20 protein-coding genes and 1 tRNA gene are annotated in these 23,083 nt (G+C 68.3%); 16 read left to right on the top strand and 5 right to left on the bottom strand.

Going from position 1 to position 23,083, the window contains the following annotated elements; genetic code table 11:
- Positions 1–96: 96 nt before the first annotated feature.
- The 4 genes from ACLF6J_RS12320 (at position 97) to ACLF6J_RS12305 (ending at position 5,437) form a co-directional block, all read left to right on the top strand.
- Positions 97–1,110, top strand: coding sequence for a LacI family DNA-binding transcriptional regulator (locus tag ACLF6J_RS12320; RefSeq protein ID WP_047519167.1), 1,014 nt, complete (start codon positions 97–99; stop codon positions 1,108–1,110).
- Positions 1,111–1,267: 157 nt separating this feature from the next.
- Positions 1,268–2,893 carry a multiple monosaccharide ABC transporter ATP-binding protein gene (gene mmsA, locus ACLF6J_RS12315; RefSeq protein WP_421076899.1) on the top strand — a complete coding sequence of 542 codons (1,626 nt, stop codon included), beginning with the start codon at positions 1,268–1,270 and terminating at the stop codon, positions 2,891–2,893.
- Positions 2,890–4,260 (top strand): multiple monosaccharide ABC transporter permease, encoded by a 1,371-nt coding sequence (gene mmsB, locus ACLF6J_RS12310; protein ID WP_047519171.1) that lies wholly within the window; start codon positions 2,890–2,892, stop codon positions 4,258–4,260. Before mmsA ends, mmsB begins: the two co-directional genes overlap by 4 nt.
- Positions 4,261–4,321: 61 nt before the next feature.
- Complete coding sequence (locus ACLF6J_RS12305) at positions 4,322–5,437, top strand: sugar-binding protein (protein ID WP_047519173.1); 1,116 nt, start codon at positions 4,322–4,324, stop codon at positions 5,435–5,437.
- Between the two features lie 95 nt (positions 5,438–5,532).
- Here the strand turns inward: ACLF6J_RS12305 and ACLF6J_RS12300 are convergent, their stop codons facing one another.
- On the bottom strand, positions 5,533–6,723 hold the full coding sequence (locus tag ACLF6J_RS12300; protein ID WP_166804650.1) for an HNH endonuclease signature motif containing protein: 1,191 nt from the start codon (positions 6,721–6,723) through the stop codon (positions 5,533–5,535).
- A gap of 224 nt (positions 6,724–6,947) precedes the next feature.
- Positions 6,948–7,796 (bottom strand): spermidine synthase, encoded by an 849-nt coding sequence (locus ACLF6J_RS12295; RefSeq protein ID WP_134351800.1) that lies wholly within the window; start codon positions 7,794–7,796, stop codon positions 6,948–6,950.
- A gap of 70 nt (positions 7,797–7,866) precedes the next feature.
- On the opposite strand from ACLF6J_RS12295, the gene ACLF6J_RS12290 reads away from it, so the two are divergent.
- The 5 genes from ACLF6J_RS12290 (at position 7,867) to ACLF6J_RS12270 (ending at position 14,221) form a co-directional block, all read left to right on the top strand.
- On the top strand, positions 7,867–9,690 hold the full coding sequence (locus ACLF6J_RS12290; RefSeq protein WP_134351798.1) for an ABC-F family ATP-binding cassette domain-containing protein: 1,824 nt from the start codon (positions 7,867–7,869) through the stop codon (positions 9,688–9,690).
- A gap of 40 nt (positions 9,691–9,730) precedes the next feature.
- Positions 9,731–11,482: a Na+/H+ antiporter gene (locus tag ACLF6J_RS12285; RefSeq protein ID WP_134351796.1), complete on the top strand. Its 1,752-nt coding sequence runs from the start codon at positions 9,731–9,733 to the stop codon at positions 11,480–11,482.
- 104 nt (positions 11,483–11,586) lie between these two features.
- The gene (locus tag ACLF6J_RS12280) at positions 11,587–12,498 is read left to right on the top strand and encodes a MetQ/NlpA family ABC transporter substrate-binding protein (protein WP_047519190.1); all 912 of its coding nucleotides are present in this window, start codon (positions 11,587–11,589) and stop codon (positions 12,496–12,498) included.
- A 20-nt stretch (positions 12,499–12,518) separates the two neighbouring features.
- Positions 12,519–13,562, top strand: a complete 1,044-nt coding sequence (locus ACLF6J_RS12275) for a methionine ABC transporter ATP-binding protein (RefSeq protein WP_134351794.1) — start codon at positions 12,519–12,521, stop codon at positions 13,560–13,562.
- Entirely contained in the window at positions 13,562–14,221 is a 660-nt protein-coding gene (locus ACLF6J_RS12270; RefSeq protein ID WP_134351792.1) for a methionine ABC transporter permease, read from the top strand. Before ACLF6J_RS12275 ends, ACLF6J_RS12270 begins: the two co-directional genes overlap by 1 nt.
- On the opposite strand, the gene ACLF6J_RS12265 is transcribed toward ACLF6J_RS12270, so the two are convergent.
- From ACLF6J_RS12265 to ACLF6J_RS12255, 3 genes are read right to left on the bottom strand one after another with little or no spacing between them, the layout of a single operon-like run.
- Positions 14,208–15,146 carry a pseudouridine synthase gene (locus tag ACLF6J_RS12265; protein WP_208526471.1) on the bottom strand — a complete coding sequence of 313 codons (939 nt, stop codon included), beginning with the start codon at positions 15,144–15,146 and terminating at the stop codon, positions 14,208–14,210. The genes ACLF6J_RS12270 and ACLF6J_RS12265 overlap by 14 nt on opposite strands.
- A 19-nt stretch (positions 15,147–15,165) precedes the next feature.
- On the bottom strand, positions 15,166–15,660 hold the full coding sequence (locus tag ACLF6J_RS12260; protein ID WP_047519203.1) for a MarR family winged helix-turn-helix transcriptional regulator: 495 nt from the start codon (positions 15,658–15,660) through the stop codon (positions 15,166–15,168).
- A gap of 7 nt (positions 15,661–15,667) precedes the next feature.
- A complete protein-coding gene (locus tag ACLF6J_RS12255; RefSeq protein WP_134351788.1) occupies positions 15,668–16,165 on the bottom strand; it encodes a GNAT family N-acetyltransferase in 498 nt (165 codons plus the stop codon).
- Positions 16,166–16,274: 109 nt separating this feature from the next.
- On the opposite strand from ACLF6J_RS12255, the gene ACLF6J_RS12250 reads away from it, so the two are divergent.
- From ACLF6J_RS12250 to ACLF6J_RS12220, 7 genes are all read left to right on the top strand, one after another.
- Positions 16,275–16,346: transfer RNA gene (locus tag ACLF6J_RS12250), tRNA-Gln, on the top strand.
- Position 16,347: 1 nt separating this feature from the next.
- Positions 16,348–17,778: a bifunctional UDP-N-acetylglucosamine diphosphorylase/glucosamine-1-phosphate N-acetyltransferase GlmU gene (glmU, locus tag ACLF6J_RS12245; protein WP_134351786.1), complete on the top strand. Its 1,431-nt coding sequence runs from the start codon at positions 16,348–16,350 to the stop codon at positions 17,776–17,778.
- A 6-nt stretch (positions 17,779–17,784) separates the two neighbouring features.
- Positions 17,785–18,819, top strand: coding sequence for a ribose-phosphate diphosphokinase (locus ACLF6J_RS12240; protein WP_047519209.1), 1,035 nt, complete (start codon positions 17,785–17,787; stop codon positions 18,817–18,819).
- Positions 18,820–18,915: 96 nt separating this feature from the next.
- Positions 18,916–19,386, top strand: a complete 471-nt coding sequence (locus tag ACLF6J_RS12235) for an FMN-binding protein (RefSeq protein ID WP_134351784.1) — start codon at positions 18,916–18,918, stop codon at positions 19,384–19,386.
- Positions 19,387–19,399: 13 nt separating this feature from the next.
- A complete protein-coding gene (locus tag ACLF6J_RS12230) occupies positions 19,400–20,281 on the top strand; it encodes an FAD:protein FMN transferase (protein WP_134351782.1) in 882 nt (293 codons plus the stop codon).
- A gap of 15 nt (positions 20,282–20,296) precedes the next feature.
- The gene (locus tag ACLF6J_RS12225) at positions 20,297–21,871 is read left to right on the top strand and encodes a flavodoxin reductase (RefSeq protein ID WP_134351780.1); all 1,575 of its coding nucleotides are present in this window, start codon (positions 20,297–20,299) and stop codon (positions 21,869–21,871) included.
- A gap of 235 nt (positions 21,872–22,106) precedes the next feature.
- Positions 22,107–22,940: a DUF559 domain-containing protein gene (locus ACLF6J_RS12220; RefSeq protein ID WP_134351778.1), complete on the top strand. Its 834-nt coding sequence runs from the start codon at positions 22,107–22,109 to the stop codon at positions 22,938–22,940.
- Positions 22,941–23,083 lie beyond the last annotated feature (143 nt).

The following is a 23,083-nucleotide window of genomic DNA, read 5'->3' as shown; positions in this document are numbered from 1 at the left end:
GTCCTGCGCAGCGACCGTGCTCGAAAGATGCACCCGCGCGCCCCGGCAGACATAATGAAGTGACGATGTGACCGTGCACACGCGAGGAGGCACCTGATGTCCAGTGCAGCCGAGCGTGCGCGGCAGCCGAGCATCCGCGATGTCGCCCGCCTCGCCGGGGTGTCTCATCAGACGGTCTCCCGAGTCCTGAACGACCACCCGAGCATCCGCCCCGAGACGAAGGCCAAGGTCCTCGACGCGATCTCCGTGCTCGACTATCGGCCGAACCTCGCCGCCCGCGCTTTGGTGACCAGCAAGTCGAACGTGCTCGGGATCCTGTCCGCGACGATCGGGGAGTTCGGGCCGACCTCCTCGATCGCGGGCATCGAGGATGCGGCGCGCGAGGAAGGCTACGCGGTCTCGACCCTCAACCTCCCGGCGACGACTCCGGAGGCGATCGGCAATGCGGTGCGCCAGCTGGCGCGCGAGCAGGTGGACGGCATCGTGGTGCTCGCCCCGCAGGTGCGCGTGTTCCATGTCCTCCGCGGCATGTCGGTCGACATGCCTTTCGTCACGCTGCAGACCGCGTCGGGCTCCGACGGGGTGAGCCTGTCGGCGGATCAGGTGGCGGGGGCCCGAGCGGCCACGGAGCATCTGATCTCCCTCGGCCACAGCGACATCCTGCACCTCGCGGGCCCGCAGGACTGGATCGAGGCGGAGTCGCGCATGCGCGGCTACCTCGACGGGCTGCGTGAGGCGGATCTGCCGACGTTCCCGCCGATCCGCGGGGACTGGACCGCCGACTTCGGGTACTTCGCAGGCAAGGAGCTCTCGCGACGGCGGGACTTCACGGCGGTGTTCGCCGCCAACGACCTGATGGCGATCGGGCTCATGCACGGCTTCCGCGACGCCGGACTCCGTGTGCCGCACGACGTGAGCGTGATCGGGTTCGACGACATCCCGGTCGCCGCGCATGTGGCTCCCACACTGAGCACGGTTCATCAGGACTTCCCGGAGCTGGGCCGGCGCGCCGTGCGGATCCTCCTCGCACAGATCCGCGGCGAGGAAGCCCCGGCGTTCGGCCCCTTGCAGACGGTCCTGCGCGCGCGCGAGTCCGCCGCCGCTCGCTGACGGGTTCGTACCGCGCACCGCGCGACGTTCGCGATCATCGAATCCTTTCGATCCCTGGCCTCGCCTGGAGGCGCGGGATCGCGCGGATCGCGGTGGGGTCACGGTCGGTATCCGAAATACCGGAGCGGACTTGACAGCGCTTCGTCGTGAGTGGACGATGTATTTCAATGTGAACGGTCACATCGAAGGTGACCGCACGTCGCAAGGAAGATCCGTGAGCACCACAGCAACGTTGCCTACCGTGTCAGGCCCCATCCTGGAGATGCGCAGCATCACCAAGGAGTTCCCGGGCGTCAAGGCGCTCGCCAACGTCTCGATCACCGTCCGCGCCGGCGAGATCCACGCCATCTGCGGCGAGAACGGCGCGGGGAAGTCGACTCTGATGAAGGTCCTCTCCGGGGTGTACCCCTACGGGACCTACGAGGGGGAGATCCTGCTCTACGGCCAGGAGCAGAGGTTCAAGGACATCGTCGCCAGCGAGCAGGCCGGCATCGCGATCATCCACCAGGAACTCGCGCTGATCCCCGAGCTGTCCGTCACCGAGAACATCTTCCTCGGCAACGAGATCCAGCGCGGCGGACGCATCGACTGGCAGGCCCAGAAAGAGCGCACGATCGAGTTGCTCGCCCGCGTGGGCCTGAACGAGGATCCGGATGCGCAGATCAAGACGCTCGGTGTCGGCAAGCAGCAGCTGATCGAGATCGCGAAGGCGCTCAACAAGGACGTCAAGCTACTGATCCTCGACGAGCCGACCGCCGCCCTGAACGAGAACGACTCGCAGCACCTGCTCGACCTGATCCTCGGGCTCAAGGCCAAGGGCATCGCGTCGATCATGATCAGCCACAAGCTCAACGAGATCGAGCAGATCGCCGACGAGATCACGATCATCCGCGACGGTCGCACGGTCGAGACGCTCGACATCTCCCGTGGCGAGATCAACGAGGACCGGATCATCCGCGGCATGGTCGGTCGGTCGTTGGAGAGCCGCTACCCGGATCGCACCCCCGAGATCGGCGAGGTGTTCTTCGAGGTCAAGGACTGGTGGGTGCAGCACCCGACCGTCCCGGAGCGCATGGTCGTGAAGGGGTCGAACATCACCGTCCGGCGCGGCGAGGTCGTCGGCATCGCTGGACTCATGGGCGCGGGGCGCACCGAGTTCGCGATGAGCCTGTTCGGCCGCTCCTACGGCACGTTCCTCTCGGGCACACTGATCAAGGACGGCCAGGAAGTCGTGCTGCCCGACGTGGCGTCGGCGATCAAGCACGGCCTCGCCTACGTGAGCGAGGACCGCAAGGTGCTCGGGCTCAACCTGCTCGACACGATCAAGAGGTCGGTCGTCGCCGCGAAGCTCTCGAAGATCGCCAAGCGCGGCGTCGTCGATGCGCGCGCCGAGTTCGCCGTGGCCGAGGACTATCGCAAGGCCCTTCGCATCAAGACCCCGTCGGTCGAAGAGGGCGTCGGCAAACTCTCCGGCGGCAATCAGCAGAAGGTCGTCCTGGCGAAGTGGATGTTCACCGACCCCGACCTGCTGATCCTCGACGAGCCCACCCGCGGTATCGACGTCGGCGCGAAGTACGAGATCTACGCGATCATCAACGAGCTCGCGGCGCAGGGCAAGGGCGTCATCGTCATCTCGAGCGAGCTTCCCGAGCTCCTGGGCATCTCCGACCGCATCTACACCGTCTTCGAAGGTCGGGTCACCGACTGCATCCCGGCCGATCAGGCGACACCTGAGGACCTCATGCGCAGCATGACCTCCGCGACCCAGAAAGCAACCGCATGACCACCGACACCACCGCAACGAAGCGCGGCTTCCACTTCAAGGACATCACGAAGATGTTCGGAGGCGGTCAGTCGACCCTCCGCCAGTTCGGCATCCTCGGCAGCCTCGTCGTCATCCTCGTCGTCTTCCAGGTGCTGACCTGGATCGTCAAGGGCACGGGCCTCACGCTGTCCTCGGGCAACCTGATCAACGTCGTCAACCAGTACTCGTACATCCTGATCCTCGCGATCGGCATGGTGATGGTCATCATCATGGGCCACATCGACCTCTCGGTGGGGTCGGTGGCCGCGTTCACCGGCATCGTGGTCGCGAAGGCCATGGCCGACTGGAACCTCCCCTGGCCGCTCGGTGTGCTCCTCGGCCTCGGGGTCGGCGTGCTGGTCGGTGCCTGGCAGGGGTTCTGGGTCGCCTATGTCGGGGTGCCGGCGTTCATCGTGACGCTGGCGGGCATGCTGTTCTTCCGCGGTGCGAACCAGTGGGTCGGTGACTCGCAGTCCGTTCCCGTGCCGCAGGGCTTCAAGGTCATCGGTGCCGGGTACCTCCCCGAGCTGCCGTTCATCCCCGTGCCGTTCAACGTGTTCACCATGCTGCTCGCGCTGCTGGGTGTCGCATGGATCGTGTTCTGGGAGATCCGCACCCGGCGCGTGCAGCACAAGATGGGAGCCGAGACGGCGCCGCTGTGGGTGAGTGTCACCAAGGTCGTGCTCATCTCGGCCGTGATCCTGATCGCGGGCTGGCTGTTCGCCACCGGGCGTGAGGGGACCAGCTTCCCGATCTCGGGCATCATCCTGCTCGCCCTGGTGATCCTCTACTCCTTCATCACGAACAACACGGTCTTCGGTCGTCACATCTACGCGGTCGGTGGCAACCGGCAGGCCGCGCGCCTGTCGGGTGTGAAGGACCGCTGGGTCGACTTCTTCGTGATGATGAACATGTCGGTGCTCGCGTCGCTGGCCGGCATGATCTACGTCGCCAGGGCGACGGCCTCCGGGCCGCAGGACGGCAACGGCTGGGAGCTGGATGCGATCGCCTCGGTCTTCATCGGTGGCGCGGCTGTCTCGGGCGGTATCGGAACCGTGATCGGGTCGATCATCGGTGGTCTCGTCATGGCGTTCCTGAACAACGGCCTCGCCCTGCTCGGCGCCGGCGCCGACGTGGTGTCGATGATCAAGGGTCTGGTGCTCCTGTTCGCCGTCGGTGTCGACGTGTGGAACAAGCAGCAGGGTCGCCCGTCGATCATCGGCTTCCTGACGCGTCGATTCGGACGCAAGCAGGATCCGGCCACCGACACGTTCGATCCGACCAAGACGAACTATCCCACCAGCCAGAAGTACGAAGCCCCCGCCGTCGACGAGACGCGCGGTTAGGAGAGGTCGCTTCGCGCGCGCTCGCGTGACACGACCTTCACACACCAGAGAAAGAGATCACATGAAGAAGATTCTTCTGTCGGCGACAGCGCTTGTCGTCGCGGGCGCCTTCGCCCTCACCGGCTGCTCCTCGGAGCGCGGCGGTGGCACGGACTCGGGATCGGGGGATGAGGCCAAGGGTTTCGCCGCTGACGCCACGATCGGTGTCGCCCTTCCGGACAAGACCTCGGAGAACTGGGTCCTCGCCGGTCAGCTGTTCACGGACGGTCTCAAGGAGGCCGGCTTCAAGGCGGACGTGCAGTACGCGCCCGCCAGCAACACGGTCGCGGAGCAGCAGAACCAGATCCAGGCGATGGTCACCGGTGGCGCCAAGGTCATCATCATCGGTGCGAAGGACGGCAAGCAGCTCGCCACGCAGGTCGAGGCCGCTCGTGACGCGGGCGTGACCGTCATCGCCTATGACCGTCTGATCGAGAACACGGAGGCCGTCGACTACTACGTCGCGTTCGACAACTTCAAGGTCGGTCAGCTGCAGGGCCAGGCTCTGCTCGATGGACTCGCCGAGCGTGCGGGGCACGAGGCTCCGTACAACATCGAGCTGTTCTCGGGCTCGCCGGACGACGCGAACTCCGCTGTGTTCTTCAACGGCGCGATGGACGTGCTCCAGCCGAAGATCGACGACGGCACGCTCAACGTCGTCTCCGGCCAGACCGAGATCGCCCAGACGGCGACCGAGGGCTGGAAGGCCGAGAACGCCCAGCGTCGCATGGACTCGATCCTGACCTCGACGTACAGCTCCGAGACGCTCGACGGCGTCCTCTCGCCGAACGACACGCTCGCTCGCGCCATCATCACCTCGGTGCAGCAGGCCGGAAAGCCGGTCCCGGTGGTCACGGGTCAGGACTCCGAGGTCGAGTCGGTGAAGTCGATCATGGAGGGCATCCAGTACTCCACGATCAACAAGGACACCACGCTCCTCGTCGAGCAGTCGATCAAGATGGTCGGCCAGCTTCAGAAGGGTGAAGAGGTCGACGTCAACGACACCGAGCAGTACGACAACGGCGTGAAGGTCGTTCCGGCTTACCTGCTCGACCCGATCATCGTGACCAAGGAGAACGCGGCAGAGGCATACGCCAACGTCCCGAGCCTCCTCGAGATCGTGAAGTCGTACCAGTAACTCGCACGGCACACATCCTCACGGATACGCGAACCGTCCGGGCCCTCGGGTCCGGGCGGTTCGTCGTTCAACCGGTGCACATGCCCGGGAGGCGCTCAGAACGGTGCGGTCACCGGATCGGCACTCGTGAAGGTCACCGTGTTCTGCGGAGGCGGCCGGTCGATGTACGTGCGACCGGTCGGGCTCGTCCACTCCAGCACGCCGCCCGAGGTCTGGTCGACGTGCCAGGGGGAGTGGTGTTTGAGCATGTGATGTCGTCGGCAGAAGGCGGCAAGGTTTCCGTGGGCGGTCGCCCCTCCGGTCGAGGCCGCATGATTGTGGTCGAGGTCGCACTTGCGCGCCGTGATCCCGCATCCGGGAAACCGGCACCGCTGGTCCCGCGCGCGGAGATGCCGCCGGAGATGCTCACTCGGGCGGTAGCGGTCGACAGCGAGCATTTCGCCAGAGATCGGATGCGTCAGCACGCGGTCCCAGCCGGTCGCGGAACCTGCCAGCGTGCGAGCGGTCGTGACGTCGATGGGGATCGTTCCGTCGAGCTCGGCCGGTGATGAGGTCGTCGGAGCGTCATCGTCCATCAGAGTGAGCACCGGCACCGTGACCTCGACGCGGGCGCGGACCTCGCCCAGCAGGCTGTCCGCCGTGTCATGGCCCGCGGGGGATCCTGTGAGAACGAGGTCGGCGAGCAGATCGGCGCGCAACTGATCGACCGTGCGGTCGTCGGCGGGGAGTCCGGCGACCGAAGCATCCTGTGCCGCTCGCGCGTTCTCCTCCTTCACCGCATGCGCCATCTGCGACAGCCGGTCGAGCATGCCGTGCAGGAGGACCGCGGGTCCGCGCGCCCCCAGCTCGGCCATCCCATCGTCGAGGTCCTTCCCCCACACACGGCGCAGCTCGCGGGTATCGCGATGCCGCTCGGTGAGACTGCGCTCCTGGAACCGCTCGGCAAGACGCCGTACGATCCGCCGAAGCCGATTCGGGGATTCCGTCACGGCGACCTCCACGGCCTCCGCGGCGTAGGCGGCGCGATCCGCAGCCTCGTCGAGATGCGCGCCCGCCTCGACGATGACCCGGGAGTGCGCGGCACTGATGCGCCCTTCGCCCTGCGCCTCCCATACCGCCGGGAATCGGTCGACGAGCCACGAGGCCTCGGCCATCTTGCGCTCGATCGTGCGGTCGCTCAGGTGCTGCGCAGCGCCGATCTCGGCAGCGACCGTGCGGATCGCCATGTCTCCGTGATCGGGGTGGGCGGCGCCGCGGGCGATGTCGACGGCCAGGCGTCCGGCCATCGCGAGCATGCCCGTCGCGGGCCGCCTGCATGCTGCTCAGAGTGCTCTCCGCGGCCTCGAGCGACGCGACCAGATCGGCGAGCATCGCCATCTGGGAATCGGTCGCGTCGAGCAGTGCGGTCATGACTTCAGTCCATCACCGACCACCCATTCGAAGATAGATTCGATCGAGACTCACGTCTCCGGGTTCACGAAACGGTGACGAACGCGATCAACCCGAGGTGCTAGTCCCAGATCGGGTCATCGGGGTCGGGGGAGTCGGTGCCGTCCGCATCGGTCATGATGCGCGCGCCGGCGATCCACGAGGTCAGCGCGCCGCCGTGGAGGGTATGCGGGTGCGGCACGCCGAGGAGGTCGGGGTTCGTCGCGACGGCGAGCGGCTCATCGCTCGCGAAGACGACGACGTTGCCGAGCGGGCCTTCGTCATCGTTCGGTTCTGCGTCGAGGACGACGGCGACATGGTCGAACACCGTGCGCAGGGTGGCTGCCTGTCGCCGTGAGTACTCGAAGGGGTGTCCGTCGAGCAGGTTGACCGCCACGACTCCCTCCGCTGCGGAGCGCGCGGCGACGCGGCGATAGAACTCCTGGCTGGCCACGCGATGCCGGATGACGGCGGCATCCCAGAGATCGACGACCGTGAACCGCGCACCCATCCACTCGCCGGCAAGCTCCGCGTCCGCGACTGCGCGCGCATCACCGAAGATGACGCGCAGATCGGTGCCCGGAGACAGCGGCAGCGCGGCGATCACCGCCTCGTAGAGGGTGGGCTCGAACTCGACCACGAGTTGCGGCGATCCGGCGCGCGTGGCCTCGACGTAGCGTGCCAGCGTGAGGGCACCGGCTCCCAGGTGCACGGTGAACAGCGGCGCACCGGGCTCAGCGGCAGCATCCATCACTCTGGCGATGTGCTGCGTGTAGTCGTATTCGAGGTCGGTGGGGTCGGTCATCGAGACGACGGACTGCGGGATTCCGTCGACGCTGAGTTCGTAGCGACCGGGCCGCCTTCTCGACTGCACCAGCTTCGCCTTGCGATCCTCGAGCAGAAGGGAGAACACCCGGCGACTCTTCGGCACCCGTCGATCTTAGATCGCGGGGAGCTGGTCGGAGAACACGCCGACCGCGCGCGACTACCCTGGAAGGAACATGGCACATCTTCTCGGGGCTGAAGCCCTGCATCTCGAATACCCGACCAGGGTCGTCTTCGACTCCGTGACCCTCGGCATCGAAGAGGGTGATCGCATCGGCATCGTCGGCCGCAACGGCGACGGCAAGTCGAGCCTTCTCGGCATGCTCGCGGGGATCAAGGAACCGAACTCGGGCCGCGTCACGGTGCGCGGCGGCACGCGTATCGGTGTGCTCGATCAGGCGGACACCCTCCCCGACGACCTCACCATCAGCGCCGCTGTGGTCGGGGACACCCCGGAGTACGAGTGGGCCGGCGACGCGCGGATCCGCGACGTCATCGAAGGACTGCTCACCGACCTGCCCTGGGATGCGGAGATCGGCTCCCTCAGCGGTGGTCAGCGGCGCCGGGTGTCGCTCGCCAAGCTCCTCACCGGAGACTGGGACGTCATCGCGCTGGACGAGCCGACCAACCACCTCGACGTCGAGGCCATCACCTGGCTCGCGGGGCATCTCAAGAAGCGCTGGTCGCCGAACGCCGGGGCCCTCATGGTCGTGACGCACGACCGGTGGTTCCTCGACGAGATCAGCACCGAGACCTGGGAGGTGCACGACCGGATCGTCGAGCCCTTCGAGGGCGGCTACGCGGCGTACATCCTGCAGCGCGTCGAACGCGACCGCATGGCGGCGGCGACCGAGGCGAAGCGCCAGAACCTCGCCAAGAAGGAGCTCGCCTGGCTCCGTCGCGGCGCTCCCGCCCGCACGGCCAAGCCGAAGTTCCGCATCGACGCGGCCAACGAGCTGATCGCCGATGTGCCCGAGATCCGCGACAAGGTGTCGCTGCAGTCGCTCGCGGTCTCGCGCCTCGGCAAGGACGTGGTCGACCTGCTGGACGTCGGGGTGACCTACCCGACGGCGGACGGCGGCGAGAAGGTCGTGCTGCGCGACGTCGAGTGGCGCATCGCACCGGGGGAGCGCACGGGCATCCTCGGTGTCAACGGCGCCGGCAAGTCGACGCTCCTCGGGCTCATCTCCGGCACGGTCGAACCGACCGTCGGTCGGGTCAAGCGCGGCACGACCGTGAAGGTGCAGACGCTCACCCAGCGCCTCGACGAGCTCACCCAGCACTGGAACGACCCGGTGCGGGTGATCATCTCCGGGCTGCGCACCTCCTACACGATGGGAGCGGGCTCCAAGGCGCAGGACCTCACTCCCGGTCAGCTGCTCGAACGGCTCGGCTTCGATTCGGCCCAGCTCTCCACTCCGGTCAAAGACCTCTCGGGTGGGCAGCAGCGTCGTCTGCAGCTCCTGCTCGTGCTGCTCGACCAGCCGAACGTGCTGATCCTCGACGAGCCGACCAACGACCTCGACACCGACATGCTCGCCGCGATCGAGGACCTCCTCGACTCCTGGTCGGGAACGCTCCTGGTCGTCAGCCACGACCGCTACTTCCTGGAACGCGTCACCGACCAGCAGTACGCGATCCTGGACGGGCATCTGCGGCACCTGCCCGGAGGGGTCGACGAGTACCTGCGGCTGCGCCACCTCCAGTCTTCGACCGGACCGAAGCAGACCGCCACGGCCGCAGCGACCGCGACGACCGCCGCCACCTCCAAAGGTCTCGACGGCGCGGCCCTGCGCACGGCGCAGAAGGAGGTGTCGGCCCTCGAGCGGCGCATCCAGAAGCTCACGCAGCAGGTCAACGCCGCCAAGACCGCGCTGGCCGACCACGACCAGTCCGACTACGAGGGCCTCGGCGAGCGGATGAAGAAGATCAGCGAGCAGCAGGCCGAGATCGAGGAGCTGGAGCTGCGCTGGTTCGAACTCACCGAGGAGATCGGCTGACGGAGGAATATCCTTCTCTCACCGCTGTTGGGAGGTAGGGATGGAAGGCCTCGAAGTAACGGTCCTGCTCGGACTCACGATTCTCGTCGGAACCCTGATCGCCCCGCGCGTGCGTCTCGCGCTGCCCCTCGTCCTGGTCATCTTCGGGCTGCTCCTCGGTTTCGTGCCACCGCTGCGCGAGGTGCAGCTGCCCCCGGAGACGGTGCTCCTGCTGTTCCTCCCGGTGATGCTGTTCTGGGAGAGCCTGACGACCTCATTGCGGTCGATCCGCCGCGACTTCCGCTACATCCTGCCGATGAGCACCGTGCTGGTCGTCGCCTCGGCCTTCGCCGTGGCCGGCATCGGTGTGCTGTTCGGGATGCCGTGGGAGATCGCGCTCATCCTGGGTGCCGCCGTCGCTCCGCCCGACGCCACGGCCGTCGCCGCCCTCGGACGCCTCCTCCCGCGACGCATGTTCATGAAGCTCAAAGCGGAGAGCCTGACCAATGACGGCACGGCTCTGGTGCTCTACGCGATCGCGGTCTCGCTCGCGCTCGGCGGTCAGATCACGCCGCTGTCGGTGACCGTCGATCTGCTCATCTCGTATGTCGGGGGGATCGCGGCCGGTGCCGTGGTCGCCGCTCTCGGCTACCTGTTGCTGCGCCGCACAGCCTCGACGATCGTGATCAACGTCGCGCTGCTGCTGATCCCGTTCACGGCGTTCCTCCTCGCCGAGACGGTGCACGCCTCGGGTGTGCTCGCGGTCGTCGTCGCCGGACTCATCGTCGCCTACGTGTCGCCGCGGGTGACGACCGCCTCCTCCCGTCGCCAGGCTGATGCGGCCTGGCCGTTCGGAGTCTTCCTGCTCAACGGTGCGCTGTTCGTCCTGATCGGACTCGAAGTGCAATACGTCGTGCATGAGATCTCGGCTGCGGCGATCGGCCGCCTCGTGCTCATCACGCTCGCGGTCTGGGCGACGCTCCTGGTCGTGCGATACCTCTTCCAGCTGCTGAACGTGCCGTTCCAGCGGCGGACCGATCCTCGACCCGCGAGGGGCGCACGATCTCGGGCGCGGGTCGTGTCCACTCTGGCGGGGATGCGCGGGGCGGTGTCTCTCGCCATCGCCTTGTCCGTGCCGGCGAGCATCACCGAAGGCGGCGCTCTGAACGGACGCGATGAGATCGTGTTCGTCACCGCTGGTGTCATCATGCTGAGCCTGCTCGTCCAGGGCCCGTTCCTGCCCGCGATCGTGCGCTGGGCCCGCTTCCCAGCCGACCACGTCGAGGACGAGGAGTACGAGCTCGCCGAGCGCGCGATCTCCGGGGCCGCCCTGGCCGCTCTCGACGACCTCGCCGCCGAACACGGCGTGGGGCAGGAGGTGCGCGACCGCGTGCGCTCCGAGGGGTATCAGATGCTCGAGTTCGCGAATGCGCGCGCCCTGGCGCGGGAGCAGGCGCTGGTGGATGCGGAAGCCGACGCCCTCGACGAGATGCTGGGGGAGCCGGACCCGCTGAGCGCCGGCACCGCCGCACCTCCGAGCGTCGCCGATACCGGGGTGGATCAGGCCGACCCGCCCGACGGCACGGTCCTGCAGATGATCGCGACCTCGACCGACGTCGACATCGCGCAGCGCTCGCCGCTGGTCCGGCACGAGGAGCACACGCGGCTCAAGCTCGCCCTCCTCGACCGAAAGCGGGAGGTGTTGTTGGGGCTCCGCGGTGCCGGCACCGTCGATGACGTCGTGGTGCGCCGGATCTCCGCCCGCCTCGACCTCGAGCAGGTGCGGCTGCAGGGCATCGAGGAGTTCGACTGAGCCGGGCGGCACCCGCTCGTGACGCCGTGTGACAGACCGATTCCGCGCGCGGCGGGAGGCCTGTCTAACGTAGGCGAGTCCCACCAGGAAGGAACTCCTCTCGCATGTCTCGCCGCACCACCACCATCCTCGCCGCGCTCGCCGCCGTTCCGCTCTTCGTCGCGCTCTCCGGCTGCGCCACGGCGTCTTCCGACGCCGGTTCCGGGGGCGAAGGATCGTCCGGGAACGAGGTCGTCAAGATCGGTGTCGTCGGCAAGAGCGACGAGCAGTGGCCGGCGTTCGTCGACGCCGCGGCCGAAGAGGGCATCACGGTCGAGCTGGTCGACTTCGGTTCCTACGAGCAGCCGAACCCCGCGCTGACCGAGGGGGAGATCGACCTCAACCAGTTCCAGCACATCGTCTACCTCGCCGAGTACAACAACGCCTCGGGCTCCGACCTCACCCCGATCGGCTCGACCGCGATCTACCCGCTCGGCCTGTACTCGACGAAGTACGACGACGTCGACAGCATCCCCGAGGGGGAGACGGTCGCGGTTCCGAACGACGCCTCCAACCAGGCCCGTGCGCTGAACGTGCTGCAGCAGGCCGGCCTCGTCGAGCTCAAGAGCGGTGGAACACCGTACTCGGACCTCGCCGACGTCGACACCAGCAAGTCCAAGGTCGAGGTCACGGCGCTCGAGGCCGCGCTCATCCCGACCTCGCTCCCGGACGTGGCCGCCGCGATCATCAACAACGACTTCGTGCAGGACGCGGGTCTCACGTTCGATGACGCGATCGCGCAGGATGACCCCGAAGACGCCAGCGCCCTTCCGTACGTGAACGTCTTCGCGGCCCGCGCCGAAGACGCCGACAACGAGACGTACCGCACGCTGGTCGAGATCTTCCAGACGAACGAGGCCGTGCAGAAGGGTCTGCTCGACTCCTCCGGTGGCACCGCGGTGGCGCTGCAGACGCCGGTGGAGGATCTGGTCGCCTCACTGAAGAAGGTTCAGCAGGACGCCGCGGACAAGAAGTAGGACCGGGACCGGAGCAGCACATGTCGATCGTCACTCTGACGAACGTCTCCAAGACCTATCCGCCGCGCAGCCGTGAGGGCGCCGAAGTGGTCGCCGTGGACGACGTCTCCCTCTCCATCGAGAAGGGCGACGTCTTCGGCATCATCGGCTATTCCGGGGCGGGCAAGTCCACGCTCGTGCGTCTGATCAACGCGCTCGAACCGGCCACGAGTGGCACCATCACGGTGGACGGCGTCGACATCACCGCGCTCACCGAGCGCCAGCTGCGCACGGTCCGCGGCGGGATCGGCATGATCTTCCAGCAGTTCAACCTGTTCTCCTCGCGCACGGTCAAGGCCAACATCGCCTACCCGCTCACGCTCGCCGGGTGGTCGAAGCCCGACATCGACAAGCGCGTCGCCGAACTGCTCCGCTTCGTGGGCCTCGCCGACAAGGCCAAGGCCTACCCCGAGCAGCTCTCCGGCGGGCAGAAGCAGCGCGTCGGCATCGCCCGCGCTCTCGCCACGGGCCCCGCGATCCTGCTCGCCGACGAGGCCACCAGCGCTCTCGACCCCCAGACCACTCACGAGGTGCTCGACCTGCTCCAACGGGTCAACCGGGAGCAGGGCGTCACGATCATCGTCATCACGCACGAGATGGATGTGATCCAGACGATCGCGACGAAGGTGGCCGTGATGGAGAACGGCCGCGTGATCGAACAGGGCGACGTGTTCGACGTCTTCTCCTCGCCGCAGAACCCGGCGTCGCAACGGTTCGTCGGGACGGTGGTGAAGGGCGTGCCCTCGCCGTCCGAGCGCTCCGTCCTGCGCGAGCGGCATCAGGGGCGCCTGGTCACGTTCTCGTTCCGTGACGGCGACTCCTCACAGGCTCAGGTCTTCCTCGATCTCGCCGGTGCCGGGCTCGACTTCGAGCTCGTGTACGGAGGGATCAACGACATCCGCGGGCGCGCGTTCGGACACCTCACGCTCGCGATCCGTGGTGACGACGCCGTGATCGATCGCACCCTCGCCGAGATCGCGCAGCGCGTCGAAGTCACCGAGATCGCCGGAGAGGAGACCCGCTGATGGATCGCTTGAACGAACTGTGGCCCGAGCTGTGGAAGGCCGCGCTCGAAACGCTCTACATGACGACGTTCGCGCTCGTCCTCGGTGGCATCCTCGGCCTGGCGATCGGCGTCATCCTCTACGTCACCCGCCCCGGCGGACTCTCGCAGAACAAGCCGGTCGCGCTCATCGCCAACCTCGGGGTGAACTTCTTCCGCCCGATCCCGTTCGTCCTCTTCGTGGCGGTCGCCCAGCCGTTCGCCCGTGCGGTCGTCGGCACGGGGATCGGCACCACCGCCGGCGCGTTCATGATCGCTCTCGCCGCCGCCTTCGCGATCGGCCGCATCGTCGAGCAGCACCTCGTCTCGGTCTCGCCCGGCGTGATCGAAGCCGCCCGCTCGATGGGCGCCGGTCCGTGGCGCATCCTCTTCACCGTGGCGATCCCCGAGTCGCTCGGCCCGCTGATCCTCGGCTACACGTTCATCGTGGTCGCGCTCATCGACATGACGGCGATGGCCGGACTGATCGGCGGCGGCGGTCTCGGCGCGTTCGCCCAGATCTACGGGTTCCGGCAGTTCGAACCGGTCGTGATGTGGGTGGCGATCGTCCTGATCGTGGTGTTCGTGCACCTCGTGCAGATGCTCGGCACGCGGCTCGCGCGCAAGGTCATGCGTCGCTGACGGGAGCGCCGGTGCGAGGCGCGTGCTGCAGCGTGCGGCGCGTACGGAACACCCGCTCCGTGCCGGTGAGCGGATCGACGAAGCGCAGTTCGCGCGCGAGTAGCTGCAGCGGACGCTCGAAGTCGTCCGGCAGATCGTCGAGAAGATCGGGGTAGAACCGATCGTTCAGGATGCCGATGCCGAGGGCGGCGAGATGCACACGCAGTTGGTGCATCTTGCCGCTGTGCGGGCGGAGGAGGGTGTGCACGACGCGCTCGTCGCTGTCGATGAGCTCGACGAGCGTCTCGGAGTTCGGCTCCTTCGTGTCGTCGACCTGCACGCGCACCTGACCGCGCGCCTTCACGATGTTGTTGCGGTAGACCACGGGGAACGGGGGGAGCGTCCCGCTCGCAGGGCGTGCGGACACGGCTTCGTACACCTTCTGCACCTGCCGGTTCTCGAACAGCAGCTGGTACGCGCCGCGCGTCGCCGGACGTGTCGCGAACATCAGCAGCCCGGCTGTGGCCCGATCGAGGCGATGGATGGGGGCCAGGTCGGGGTTGTCGAGCAGGTTGCGCAGTCGGACCAGCGCGGAATTCTGCAGGAACTTCCCGCCGGGGGTGGTGGGCAGGAAATGCGGCTTGTCGACGACGACGAGATGGTCGTCCTGATGCAGGATCTCGATCTCGAACGGGATCCGTGTCTCGACGGCGGGCTCGCGGTAGTACCAGACGAACTCGACGCTGCCCAGCGGCGCATCACGCGGGACGGGAGAGCCGTCGGCACGCACGATGTCGCCGCGGTCGAAACGCTCGAGCAGTCGCTCCGGGTCGAGGTGGAAGAAGCGCTCGACCATATAGGCGGCAGCCGTCGGCCACGGGCCGGTGAGCGGCACGTGCAGCCGCGTCGCGCCCACGCCGTCGCGGACGGGGAGGGGAGAGGACATGCCCATCAGCGGCCTCCGGTCACGAGTCGAAGCTCAGGCTCAGTTTGCGCAGGAGCCCGGCGAGGCGCTCACGGTCCGACCGGGAGAGAGCCTGCAGAAGGTCGGCCTCCACATCGACGAGACGCGTGATGGCGGCATCCACGCGGATCCGGCCGTCGTCGGTGAGGGTCACCAGCACGCTGCGTCCGTCCCCGGGGTCGGCCTCCCGGCGAACGAAGCGACGCCCGACCAGGCGGTCGATCCGGTTCGTCATCGTGCCGCTCGACACCAGCGTCTGCTGCAGGAGCTGCTTGGGGGAGAGCTGGAACGGGGCACCGGCCCGGCGCAGCGCGGACAGCACGTCCCATTCCCAGTGCTCGAGGTCGCTGCGGCGGAAGACCTCACGCCGCGCGCGGTCCAGGTGCTTCGACAGCCGGTCCATCCGCGACAGGACCTCGAGGGGGGAGAAGTCGAGGTCCGGCCGTTGCGTGTTCCACGCGCCGACGATCCGGTCGACCTCATCCACCTCGCTCATCCGCCCATTATCGCGCGTGCGGAGAGGTGAGCCCGGACGCTGCGGGCAGGTCGACCGCCATGAAGGCGCTGTGCGGGTCGAGCACGTAGGTTCCGAACGGCCCGCACACGCGGAAGCCGGCCGCGGCGTACAGCGCGCGCGCTGGCACGAAGAACTCCGCACTTCCGGTTTCGAGCGAGACCCGGCGGATGCCGCGGGCCTCGGCGTCAGCAAGGAGGAACGCGAGCATGGTGCGACCGAGACCGCGTCCGCGCAGGGCGGGGTCGGTGCGCATCGACTTGATCTCCTCATGCCCGTCTTCGACGGCCGCCAGAGCGCCGGTGGCGACGGGGCGGCCGTCGAGGCGCCCGGCGAACAAGCGCACGCCCGGCGCGAGCAGACGCTCGAACGCCAGTGCATGGCGGCTCTCCGCCGGTGCGGTGTGCTCCAGTTCTGCGTGATGGGCGACCAGGAACTCGGCGAGGTCGGGGCGTGCGCCCACCACCCGTTCGATCGACATGCTCATGATGCCAGCATCCCAGAGCGGTGTTTCGGACGGATGACGGGGGCCGTGTCAGCGGATCCGGGGCCGGAGCATGGCAGACTTGACCGGTGGCGTCCTCGGGACGGCGCGGTCCGCCGTGGTGTAATGGCAGCACGACAGCCTTTGGAGCTGTGAGGTCTAGGTTCGAGTCCTGGCGGCGGAGCATGACTGGGAACAACCTCGCCATCATCGTCCTGGCCGCGGGCCAGGGCACCCGAATGAAGTCGCGCCTCCCGAAGGTGCTGCATCCGATCAGCGGACGGCCGCTCGTCGGGCACGTGCTCACCACCGCCGGACGGCTGCAGGCCGCGCACGTCGAGGTCGTCGTGCGGCACGAGCGCGACCAGGTCGTCGCCGCCCTGACCGAGGACTACCCCGGTGTGGTGTTCGTCGACCAGGACGACATCCCCGGCACCGGACGCGCTGTGCAGGTGGCCGTCGACGCTCTCCCCGCCGACTTCGACGGCGATGTGCTCGTCCTCTCCGGCGACTGCCCGCTGGCGGATGCGGAGACGCTCTCCGCCTTCCTGGCGGAGCACCGGGCCTCCGGTGCGCCGGCCACCCTGATGACCGCACTGGTCGATGACCCGACCGGCTACGGCCGCGTCGTGCGCGATGCCGACGGGGGAGTCGACCGCATCGTGGAGCAGAAGGACGCGAATGCCGAAGAGGCCGCCGTCCGCGAGATCAACGCCGGGATGTACGTGTTCCGCGCTGCGACGCTGCGGGACTACCTCCCTCGGGTCGGGGTCGACAACGCCCAGGGCGAGATGTACCTGACCGATGTCCCCGGACTGCTCCGCCGCGACGGCGATCGGGTGGCGGCCTCGGTCGTCTCCGACATCTCCGTCACCTTCGGGGTCAACGATCGTGCTCAGCTCGCCGAGGTCGGCCGTCTGCTCAATCAGCGCATCGTGCGCCGCTGGCAGCTCGAAGGCGTCACCGTGATCGACCCGGCCACGACCTGGATCGATGACGATGCGACGCTCTCGCCCGACGTCACGATCCTCCCGAACACCCAGATCCTCCGTGCCACGGTCGTCGCGTCGGGTGCCGTGATCGGCCCGGACACCACTCTGGTCGGTTGCGAGGTCGGCGAGGATGCGACCGTCCGCCGCACGGACGCCACTTTCGCCGTGATCGGTGCCGAGGCGACGGTGGGCCCGTTCTCCTTCCTCCGCCCCGGCACGGTCCTGGGCGCAAAGGGCAAGATCGGCGCGTACGTCGAGACCAAGAACGCCGAGATCGGCGAAGGCAGCAAGGTGCCCCATCTCTCCTACGTGGGCGACGCCACGATCGGACGCGGCGTGAACCTCGGCGCGAGTACGATCACCGCCAACTACGACGACGTCAACAAGCACCGGACCGAGATCGGCGACGAGGTGCACACCGGGTCGCACACGGTGCTCGTGGCGCCCGTTAGGCTGGGAGCCGGTGCGAAGACCGGTGCAGGCGCCGTCGTCCGCAAGGACGTCCCCGCCGGCGCTCTGGCCATGAGCGTCGCCCCCCAGCGCAACATCGAGGGCTGGGTCGAGAAGAACAGAGCAGGGACGGGCGCGGCGGATGCTGCGTCCCGCGAGAATTCAGCGGAATAGGCGGACATGGCGCGCAAGAAGAAGACGGTCGATCTGGATCGCGACAACGGCGTGGCACCGGGGATCATCGCCAAGACCAAGAAGCGGCTCGTCGTCGCCGGTGGCCGCTCGCACCCCGAGCTCACTGCAGCCGTCGCCGAGGCGCTCGGCACCGAGATCGCGCCGGTCGAGCACCGCACGTTCGCATCGGGTGAGATCTACGCCCGCTTCGAGGTGTCGATCCGTGGAGTGGATCTCTTCCTCATCCAGACGTTCGGCGAGCCGGTCAACGAGTGGCTCATGGAGACGTTGATCATGATCGACGCGGCCAAGCGCGCGTCGGCCAAGCGCATCACCGTCGTCGCCCCGTACTATCCGTACTCGCGTCAGGACAAGAAGGGTCGCGGCCGTGAGCCGATCAGCGCCCGACTCGTCGCCGACCTGCTGAAGACCGCGGGCGCCGACCGCGTCATGAGCGTCGACCTGCACGCGGCGCAGATCCAGGGCTTCTTCGACGGTCCCGTCGACCACCTGTTCGCCAAGCCCGTGCTCCTCGACTACTTCGAGCGCACGCTGTCGCCGGCGGACCGTGAGATCCTCACCGTCGTCTCCCCGGACATGGGGCGTGTGCGCGTGGCAGACACCTGGTCCGACAGTCTCGGTGCCCCGCTCGCGATCATCCACAAGCGTCGTGATCCCAAGGTCGCCAACCAGGTCTCCGTGCATGAGATCGTCGGTGCCGTCGAGGGGCGCACGTGCCTCCTGGTCGACGACATGATCGACACCGGCGGCACGATCGTCAAGGCCGCACAGGCGCTCAAGGCGAACGGCGCTCACCGCGTCATCGTCGCGGCGACCCACGCGATCTTCAGCGACCCGGCATCCGAGCGCTTGCAGGACTCGTCCATCGACGAGGTCGTCATCACCGACACGATCCCGCTCACGGAGTCTCGCCGGTGGGAGAAGCTGACGATCCTCCCGATCGCGCCGCTGCTCGCCCGCGCGATCCACGAGGTCTTCGAAGACGGCTCGGTGACGAGCATGTTCGGCGGCGACGCGTAACGCATCGTCGTGGCACAGCCCGCGCATAGACACGGTGCTTACGGTCGAAGGGTCGACCACCGGAGTCGACCGACGCCGAGCCGGGAGGACCACACCATGATCCGCACGACCGTACCGACCTCTGTCCGCAAGGGATCCGCGATCCTCGGGATCGCGGGGCTCTTCGTCCTCGCCGGATGCTCCGGCAGTGCCGACGCCGAGCCGCCGGCCGACGGTGGGGCGACGGCCGACACCGGTTCGTCATCGTCCTCCGGCGGCGATTCCGCGGGGGACTACGCCGATGGCACCTACACGGCCGACGGCTCATACCAGACCCCCGAGACGGTCGAGCAGATCTCCGTCACCCTGACGCTCGCGGACGGCGTCGTGACCGACGTCGAGGTCACGGGTGACCCGAAGGCGCCCGAGACCGAGCAGTACCAGGGCCAGTTCATCGCCGGAATCGCGGACGAGGTCGAGGGCGTCGCGCTCGACGAGTTGAACGTGAGTCGCGTCGCCGGTTCCTCGCTCACCAGTGGCGGGTTCAACGAGGCCGTCGCGTCGATCAAGGAGCAGGCGGCCGCCTAGGCGCCTGACGCCCATGGCGACCTGGCGCTTCGAGGCGATCGGAACGCACTGGGAGATCGAGACCGGCGATCCGCTTCCGGACGCCGAGCGCGTCGAGGTCGCGGCCGTGATCGCACGATTCGACCGCGAGTGGTCCCGCTTCCGCGACGACTCGGAGGTCATGCGGCTGGGGCGCGAGGGGGGAACGCTCGTCTCGGCCGATGCCGGTCCGATGCTCGAGGCGTACGGGCAGCTCTCCCTGGCGACCGGGGGAGCGGTGAACCCGCTCGTGGCCGACAGCCTCAGCGCGCTCGGGTACGACGCCGGGTATTCGCTCGTGGCCGGCGATCCGGTGCGCGCTCCGGGTGACTGGCAGCGACACGTGACCTGGACGCCAGGCGAGGCCACCGCATCCGTCCCCGCCCTCCTCGACGTCGGGGCACTCGGCAAGGGGCGCCTGGTCGATCTCGTGATGGGCACCCTGTCGACCGTGCCCGGCGATGTGGTGGTCGACGCCGGCGGCGACATCCGGGTCCGCGGTGCGGGGGTGCGGATCGGTCTGGAGCATCCCTACGACGCACGGAAGGCGATCGGGGTCGTCGAGGTGAAGGACCAGGCGCTGTGTGCCTCGGCCGTGAACCGGCGGGCGTGGGGGAGCGGGCTGCACCATGTCCTCGATGCCCGGACGGGCCTCCCGGTGCGCACCTGGGCGGCGACCTGGGCGCTGGCTGCGGAAGCGATGACGGCGGATGCGGTCGCCACCGCGCTCTTCTTCGACGGCGGCCCGGAACTCGCCGCGGGCTGGGGTGTGGAATGGGTCCGCATGAGCACCGACGGCACGGTGCAGCGCTCGCCCGGATGCCCGGCGGAGCTGTTCCTCGTCACCGCGAAGAAGCGCCCTGCAGCGACGAATTAGGGAAGAGTGGACACCGTGATCACGTCATTCGCCGCCGCACGCCAACGGGTCCTCGCGGTGCTGGGTTCCCTGTCGATGTACCGCCTCGTGCTCTTCGCGCTCATCGCGCTCGCGGTCACGGCCTTCGTGCTGTCGCTGCTCGGGGTCATCGTCTCACCGACACCGGGGGAGCTGGTGGCGTCCTTCCTGGTGCTGGCGGTCGTCATCTCCGCGGTCGACGCCGTGGCTCAGCGCATCCTCCGCCTCCCGTGGCGTATCGAATCGTCGCTCGTCACCGCCCTGATCCTGCTGTTCGTGCTCCGCCCCGGCCTCGCCCCCGGCGCACTGCTGGGGCTCGCCCTCGCCGGCGCCGTGGCGAGCGTGTCGAAGTACCTGATCGCGTGGCGCGGCCGACACATCTTCAACCCCGCTGCCTTCGGTGCGGCCTTGGTCTCGATCCTGGGAGCCTTCGGAGCCTTCGAGTGGTTGGGCACCTCCTCGTCGTGGTGGGTGGGGACGCCGGTGCTGACGATCCCCGTGGCGGTGCTGGGCCTCGCGGTGCTGTGGCGCACCGAGAAGGTGCGTGTGGTGCTGGTCTTCCTGTTCGTCGCGGTGGCGACCTCGGTGGTGCGCCAGGCGGTGCAGGCCACGCAGTTCGACATCGGATTCGAACTGTCGACCGCACTGCAGTTCGCCGTGCTGCAGTCGCCCTTCCTGTTCCTCGGTGCGTTCATGCTCTCCGAGCCGCTGACCCTCCCGCCTCGGCGTCGCCAGCAGCTCGTCGTGGCCGTCGTCGTGGGCGTGCTCGCCGGCTGGCCGATCTCGGTGGCTGGTCTCTTCACTCTGGGGCAGGAGCGCGCGCTGCTCATCGGCAACCTCGTGGCCTTCGTCTTCGCCCTCCGCGGTTCGGTGCGGCTGGTGCTCGAGCGTCGTGCGTTCGTCACCCCGACCGCTCAGGAGCTGACCTTCCGGGCGAAGGGGCGCGTGCGTTTCCTCCCCGGCCAGTATCTCGAGCTCGACGTTCCGCACCGCCGTCCCGATGCCCGCGGAACCCGGCGGGAGTTCAGCATCGTGTCCGCCCCGGCTGATCTGCCGACGCTGCGCATCGCGTACAAGAACGGTGACCAGAAGCATCCCTCGAGCTACAAGCGCGCCTTGGCCGAGGCAGAGCCTGGAGCGACCTTCGCGGTCACCGGCACCTGGGGCGACTTCATCCTGCCGCGCGGAGACAGTCCGGTGCTGATGGTGGCGGCGGGCATCGGGGTGACGCCGTTCGTGTCGCAGTTGCGTCAGCTGCGGGCCACGGGGCAGCAGCGCGATGTAGTGCTCGTCTACGTGGCGTCCCAGGCCTCCGAGCTCGCGTTCCGCGACGAGCTCGCCGCGACCGGCGTGCGCACGGTCGTGTTCACCCGCGACGAGCCCACGGATCTGCCCGCGCACTGGGCCTGGGCGCAGGGAGCGCGCCTGGATGCGGAGATCCTGGAGCGCACGGTCGCCGACCTCGGCACGCGCCACGCCTTCATCTCGGGCCCGCCGCGGCTGATCGCCGACCTCGCCCCCGCGTTGCAGAAGGCTCGCAGCCTCACGACCGACGCCTTCGCGGGCTACTGAGCCCCCGCCCCCGGGCCCCCGCCCCGCGCCCGCCCCCGCCCCCCCCGCGTGTGGTGCATCCGTCGGGAGTTTGAACGGATGTCGGGCGATTTCTCGGTTTCGACCCGACGTCCGTGAAACCTCCCGACGGGCGTGCGAGGCGTGTCTTCGTGCAGATCGCGAACGTGGTCGCCGTCTGTCCACAAACGGGCATTCCGGGCGTCGGAGGCCGCCGCAGCGAAGGCAGGATCGTCGAATGCTCAGAGCTGCAGCAGTGACCGCCCAGCACGGCGGAGTCGTCCGAGGAACCCTTCTTCAGCGCTACGGGATCACCCGTCGGATGCGGGCCGACGAGGTGCGGGCGGGCGCGCTCGTGCGGGTGAGGCCGGGCGTGTTCGCCGTGCCGACCGCTGACCTCAGTCTGCAGGAGGCCGCGGCGCACGGCGGGGCGCTGACCTGCACGCACGCCCTGCGGTTGCACGGCATCTGGGTGCTGTCCGCGGACGGTCCCCCGCACGTGTGGCTCGGAGGGAACGGGCGTGTTCATCACGCGGACTGCGAGTGCGTCGGGCACTACGACGCCGGGCGGGCGGGAGTCGGACTCGCACCGTTGGAGGAGGTGCTCATCCACGTGTACCGCTGCGCTGGCGACGAGGTGTTCTTCGCCGCGCTCGAGTCCGCGTTGACGCAGCGCAAGATCTCTTCCGCCGCGCGTCAACGCATCCGCCGCCGCCTGCCCGCTCGCGCCCACTGGCTCGTCGATCTGGCGCGGTCCGACGCCGACAGCGGCCTCGAGTCGCTCCTGAGGCTCCGACTGCATCTGAGCGGCATCACGCTGGAGTGCCAGGTGCGCATCCCCACCGTCGGCAAGGTCGATTTCGTCCTCGATGGCCTCCTGATCCTCGAGGCGGATGGGAAGGGCAATCATGAGGCCCCCGGGCACCGGCATCGGGATCTGGTGAGGGATGCTGCCGCCTCGGTCCTCGGCTACGAGACACTGCGGTTCGACTACGCGCAGATCGTGCACGCGTGGCCGACCGTCGAAGCAGCGGTGATCGCGGCCATCCTCCGTATCCGGGGGCGTGACTGACCTGACCTGCGGACCATCCTTGTGCGCGTTCGTCGGGAGATCGGACGGATGTCGGGAGGAAGGGTCCGCCCCGACCTGCAACCGTCCGATCTCCCGACGAACGCACGGGCAGGACGGGACGGGGCTGGAGCCGCGCCGTCGAC

Origin of the sequence: Microbacterium sp. IO18 (genome assembly GCF_049099505.1) — a bacterium.
In the GTDB taxonomy this organism is placed as follows: Bacteria; Actinomycetota; Actinomycetes; order Actinomycetales; family Microbacteriaceae; genus Microbacterium; species Microbacterium aurugineum.
This window is presented reverse-complemented; position numbering and strand designations above follow the sequence as displayed.

Excerpts from the sequence above, each read along its gene's own strand:
- ACLF6J_RS12320 (WP_047519167.1), top strand. The coding sequence starts at position 97 with ATGTCCAGTGCAGCCGAGCGTGCGCGGCAGCCGAGCATCCGCGATGTC.
- mmsA (WP_421076899.1), top strand. The coding sequence starts at position 1,268 with ATGTATTTCAATGTGAACGGTCACATCGAAGGTGACCGCACGTCGCAA.
- mmsB (WP_047519171.1), top strand. The coding sequence starts at position 2,890 with ATGACCACCGACACCACCGCAACGAAGCGCGGCTTCCACTTCAAGGAC.
- ACLF6J_RS12305 (WP_047519173.1), top strand. The coding sequence starts at position 4,322 with ATGAAGAAGATTCTTCTGTCGGCGACAGCGCTTGTCGTCGCGGGCGCC.
- ACLF6J_RS12300 (WP_166804650.1), bottom strand. The coding sequence starts at position 6,723 with ATGGCCGGACGCCTGGCCGTCGACATCGCCCGCGGCGCCGCCCACCCC.
- ACLF6J_RS12290 (WP_134351798.1), top strand. The coding sequence starts at position 7,867 with ATGGCACATCTTCTCGGGGCTGAAGCCCTGCATCTCGAATACCCGACC.
- ACLF6J_RS12285 (WP_134351796.1), top strand. The coding sequence starts at position 9,731 with ATGGAAGGCCTCGAAGTAACGGTCCTGCTCGGACTCACGATTCTCGTC.
- ACLF6J_RS12280 (WP_047519190.1), top strand. The coding sequence starts at position 11,587 with ATGTCTCGCCGCACCACCACCATCCTCGCCGCGCTCGCCGCCGTTCCG.
- ACLF6J_RS12275 (WP_134351794.1), top strand. The coding sequence starts at position 12,519 with ATGTCGATCGTCACTCTGACGAACGTCTCCAAGACCTATCCGCCGCGC.
- ACLF6J_RS12270 (WP_134351792.1), top strand. The coding sequence starts at position 13,562 with ATGGATCGCTTGAACGAACTGTGGCCCGAGCTGTGGAAGGCCGCGCTC.
- ACLF6J_RS12265 (WP_208526471.1), bottom strand. The coding sequence starts at position 15,146 with ATGTCCTCTCCCCTCCCCGTCCGCGACGGCGTGGGCGCGACGCGGCTG.
- ACLF6J_RS12260 (WP_047519203.1), bottom strand. The coding sequence starts at position 15,660 with ATGAGCGAGGTGGATGAGGTCGACCGGATCGTCGGCGCGTGGAACACG.
- ACLF6J_RS12255 (WP_134351788.1), bottom strand. The coding sequence starts at position 16,165 with ATGAGCATGTCGATCGAACGGGTGGTGGGCGCACGCCCCGACCTCGCC.
- glmU (WP_134351786.1), top strand. The coding sequence starts at position 16,348 with ATGACTGGGAACAACCTCGCCATCATCGTCCTGGCCGCGGGCCAGGGC.
- ACLF6J_RS12240 (WP_047519209.1), top strand. The coding sequence starts at position 17,785 with ATGGCGCGCAAGAAGAAGACGGTCGATCTGGATCGCGACAACGGCGTG.
- ACLF6J_RS12235 (WP_134351784.1), top strand. The coding sequence starts at position 18,916 with ATGATCCGCACGACCGTACCGACCTCTGTCCGCAAGGGATCCGCGATC.
- ACLF6J_RS12230 (WP_134351782.1), top strand. The coding sequence starts at position 19,400 with ATGGCGACCTGGCGCTTCGAGGCGATCGGAACGCACTGGGAGATCGAG.
- ACLF6J_RS12220 (WP_134351778.1), top strand. The coding sequence starts at position 22,107 with ATGCTCAGAGCTGCAGCAGTGACCGCCCAGCACGGCGGAGTCGTCCGA.